We start from the raw sequence: 3530 nt of genomic DNA, 5'->3' as shown, positions 1-3530 counted from the left end.
ATTTCATTTTCTTTCCCACTGAACAGCCATTTCCCCCCCGAAATCTCGTGAATTTTCCCTTTTGCGAACAACATTCCAGTCATCTGCCTTTCTTTTCAAAGTTGCACAAAATTTCATGAATCAGCCGCTAAAAGACGTCATTTAGCAAAACATTGCCATCATTAATTTCGACATAATGGATGCATCAGGAGGAATTATGTCACTTTCGATTGTTCACACCCGTGCCGCCCTTGGCGTTAATGCTCCCCCTATAACGATTGAGGTTCATATCAGCAATGGTCTGCCTGGCTTAACCATGGTGGGATTACCTGAAGCCACAGTAAAAGAGGCTCGTGATCGGGTGCGCAGCGCCATTATCAATAGCGGGTATGAATTTCCGGCGAAGAAAATCACGATCAACCTCGCCCCAGCCGATCTCCCCAAAGAGGGGGGGAGATATGATTTACCTATCGCTGTCGCTCTTCTTACCGCATCAGAGCAGCTTACAACGCACAAACTTAGCGAATATGAATTAGTAGGTGAATTGGCACTTACAGGGGCGCTACGCGGCGTTCCCGGCGCGATTTCGAGTGCAACAGAAGCGATTCGTGCTGGCAGGAGGATTATCGTCGCCAGTGACAATGCCGCTGAAGTCGGTTTAATCAGTCGCGAGGGGTGCCTGATAGCCGATCATTTACAATCCGTATGTGCATTTCTGGAGGGTAAGCATGAGCTTGAAAGGCCTGTAACAGAAGAGCTGACTTCCGGCGCGTCGTCGGATGACCTCAGTGATGTCATCGGCCAGGAACAAGGAAAGCGAGGGCTGGAAATTACTGCAGCGGGTGGCCATAACTTGCTGCTGATCGGGCCTCCCGGAACAGGAAAAACCATGCTTGCCAGCCGCTTAAATGGGCTGCTTCCACCACTCAGCAACGAAGAAGCATTGGAAAGCGCAGCGATTCTAAGCCTGGTAAATTCTGACACCGTACAAAAGCACTGGAAACAACGCCCATTTCGCTCACCTCACCACAGTGCATCATTAGCCGCCATGGTCGGTGGTGGCTCAATACCAGCCCCTGGGGAAATCTCACTGGCGCACAATGGCATTCTGTTTCTTGATGAATTGCCTGAATTTGAACGACGTACGCTGGACGCGCTGCGGGAACCCATTGAGTCCGGTAAAATTCATCTTTCCCGCACGCGAGCGAAAATTACCTACCCTGCACGTTTCCAGTTGATTGCCGCCATGAATCCCAGTCCTACAGGCCACTATCAAGGAAACCATAATCGCTGTACTCCTGAGCAGACTCTTCGCTATCTCAACCGTTTATCAGGCCCCTTTCTCGATCGTTTTGATCTTTCACTCGAGATTCCACTCCCACCACCAGGTATTCTCAGCCAGTCGATAGCCAAAGGAGAAGATAGTTTTACGGTTAAACAACGTGTTATCGCAGCCCAGGAACACCAGTACAAACGGCAGGGGAAATTAAACGCGCAAATGAATACTCAGGAAATTAGGAAGCACTGCAATTTGCACAGTGATGATGCACACTGGCTTGAGGAAACGCTGCTGCAACTGGGGTTATCTGTACGCGCCTGGCAACGACTGCTGAAAGTTGCACGTACCATTGCCGATATTGAGCATACAGACAGTATTAAACGACAGCACTTACAAGAAGCAGTCGGTTACCGGGCGATAGACAGATTACTCATTCATCTGCAGAAACTGCTGGCATAAAAAAAGGGCAAAATGCCCTTTTTTTATTAATCGTCAGATTCGGTGTAATCCTCAGCACCTTCCATCTGCGGCTTACCACCAGACAGCGTATGGAAGCGCTTGGGACGCTTGATTCGCGTCATGTATTTAGACCAAACGCGTTCAGCCTCTGTAACAGGTTCACGTTCGCCACGACATACCGCGACAAACAGTTTTTCTTCTTCAGTGACTGGCTCACGTTTACCCAGATCCAGCTCATTAAAGGCATAACCATAACGTTCAAGCAGTTGTGCCTCTTTGATGGTGAAATCACCATGACGAGAGAATCCACGAGGGTAATATTTATTGTCGAAATATCGATTAGTCGTCGTAAAGCTTTCCGCCATCCTGCACGCTCCTAATTCTTTGGCCGAGCTATTTATGGCGCGGAGTATTAGTTACGCTTGACAGAGTGTAAAACAAAAGATTTAAATCATAACGACAAATAATTTTGTGGAGCGCATTGTGGATACGGAATTGTTGAAAACTTTCCTGGAAGTGAGTCGGACACGCCACTTTGGTCGTGCTGCAGAAGCACTCTATCTGACTCAATCAGCAGTAAGTTTTCGTATTAGGCAACTGGAAAATCAGCTTGGCGTGAACCTGTTCACTCGCCACAGAAACAATATCCGTTTAACTGCGGCCGGAGAGAAACTTCTGCCTTATGCAGAAACACTGATGAACACGTGGCAAGCCGCACGCAAAGAAGTTGCTCACACGTCACGGCATAATGAATTTTCTATCGGTGCCAGCGCCTCTCTTTGGGAGTGCATGCTAAATGACTGGCTGGGGCGTCTGTATCAGTCTCAGGACCCGCAAACCAGTCTGCAATTTGAGGCAAGGATCGCGCAGAGACAGTCGTTAGTTAAGCAGCTCCATGAGCGTCAACTGGATCTGCTGATTACCACTGAAGCGCCCAAAATGGACGAATTTAGTAGCCAGCTTCTCGGCCACTTCACATTAGCGCTTTACAGCACGATGCCATCACGAACGAAAGACGAGTTAAATTATTTACGCCTTGAGTGGGGCCCAGACTTTCAGCAACATGAAACAGGATTGATTGCGAGTGATGAAGTCCCCGTACTCACTACCAGTTCAGCAGAGCTCGCACGCCAGCAGCTTTCCCCACTCAACGGTTGCAGTTGGCTACCGGTGACATGGGCTAAAGAGAAAGGTGGACTCCACACGGTTACAGATAGCTCTACACTTTCAAGACCGTTATATGCCATATGGCTACAAAATAGCGATAAAAATGCGTTAATTCGCGATCTTCTAAAAACAAACGTACTGGAAGATTAAGGTAGTTAGATCTGGCAAGGATGCCGGGAGAAATATGATGACAGATAATATGGACACAACTTTCAGACAAATTTCAGGCAAAAAAAAATCCTTAGCAAAAATGCTAAGGATTGTTTCTGGCAGGGGCGGAGAGACTCGAACTCGCGACACCCGGTTTTGGAGACCGGTGCTCTACCAACTGAGCTACGCCCCTAAATCTTCTTATCATTAAGCCTGCTAAAATAGCAGGCTTAATTTTCTAATAAGTGGCGGAACGGACGGGACTCGAACCCGCGACCCCCTGCGTGACAGGCAGGTATTCTAACCAACTGAACTACCGCTCCACCGAATTTTTCTACAATTACTGAATTTTACATCAGTCTACTGCTTAATTTGATGCCTGGCAGTTCCCTACTCTCGCATGGGGAGACCCCACACTACCATCGGCGCTACGGCGTTTCACTTCTGAGTTCGGCATGGGGTCAGGTGGGACCACCGCGCTACAGCCGCCAGGCAA

At 48.4% G+C, this 3530-nt stretch carries 3 protein-coding genes, 2 tRNA genes and 1 rRNA gene; 2 read left to right on the top strand and 4 right to left on the bottom strand.

All coding sequences use genetic code 11. The features are described from left to right. The first annotated feature begins 196 nt into the window (after positions 1-196). The gene (locus NNO04_RS22190; protein WP_271446496.1) at positions 197-1717 is read left to right on the top strand and encodes a YifB family Mg chelatase-like AAA ATPase; all 1521 of its coding nucleotides are present in this window, start codon (positions 197-199) and stop codon (positions 1715-1717) included. Between the two features lie 26 nt (positions 1718-1743). Here NNO04_RS22190 and maoP read toward each other — a convergent pair whose 3' ends face one another. Then, positions 1744-2082 carry a macrodomain Ori organization protein MaoP gene (maoP, locus tag NNO04_RS22185; RefSeq protein ID WP_162380306.1) on the bottom strand — a complete coding sequence of 113 codons (339 nt, stop codon included), beginning with the start codon at positions 2080-2082 and terminating at the stop codon, positions 1744-1746. A gap of 106 nt (positions 2083-2188) precedes the next feature. Between maoP and hdfR the strand changes: the two genes are divergently transcribed. Further along, complete coding sequence (gene hdfR, locus NNO04_RS22180) at positions 2189-3034, top strand: HTH-type transcriptional regulator HdfR (protein WP_271446495.1); 846 nt, start codon at positions 2189-2191, stop codon at positions 3032-3034. A 117-nt stretch (positions 3035-3151) separates the two neighbouring features. Here hdfR and NNO04_RS22175 read toward each other — a convergent pair. The 3 genes from NNO04_RS22175 to rrf all read right to left on the bottom strand — a co-directional run bounded on the left by NNO04_RS22175 (position 3152) and on the right by rrf (position 3527). Beyond that, positions 3152-3227: transfer RNA gene (locus NNO04_RS22175), tRNA-Trp, on the bottom strand. A 53-nt stretch (positions 3228-3280) separates the two neighbouring features. Next, positions 3281-3357, bottom strand: a tRNA-Asp gene (locus NNO04_RS22170). Positions 3358-3411: 54 nt separating this feature from the next. After that, a 5S ribosomal RNA gene (gene rrf / locus NNO04_RS22165) occupies positions 3412-3527 on the bottom strand. Between the last annotated feature and the right edge of the window lie 3 nt (positions 3528-3530).

The sequence above is a fragment of the Citrobacter sp. Awk 4 genome (assembly GCF_028069725.1).
Classification (GTDB): domain Bacteria; phylum Pseudomonadota; class Gammaproteobacteria; order Enterobacterales; family Enterobacteriaceae; genus Citrobacter_D.
This window is presented reverse-complemented; position numbering and strand designations above follow the sequence as displayed.

Bases quoted from the DNA above. Each gene is read 5' to 3' on its own strand.
- NNO04_RS22190 (WP_271446496.1), top strand. From the start codon at position 197: ATGTCACTTTCGATTGTTCACACCCGTGCCGCCCTTGGCGTTAATGCT.
- maoP (WP_162380306.1), bottom strand. From the start codon at position 2,082: ATGGCGGAAAGCTTTACGACGACTAATCGATATTTCGACAATAAATAT.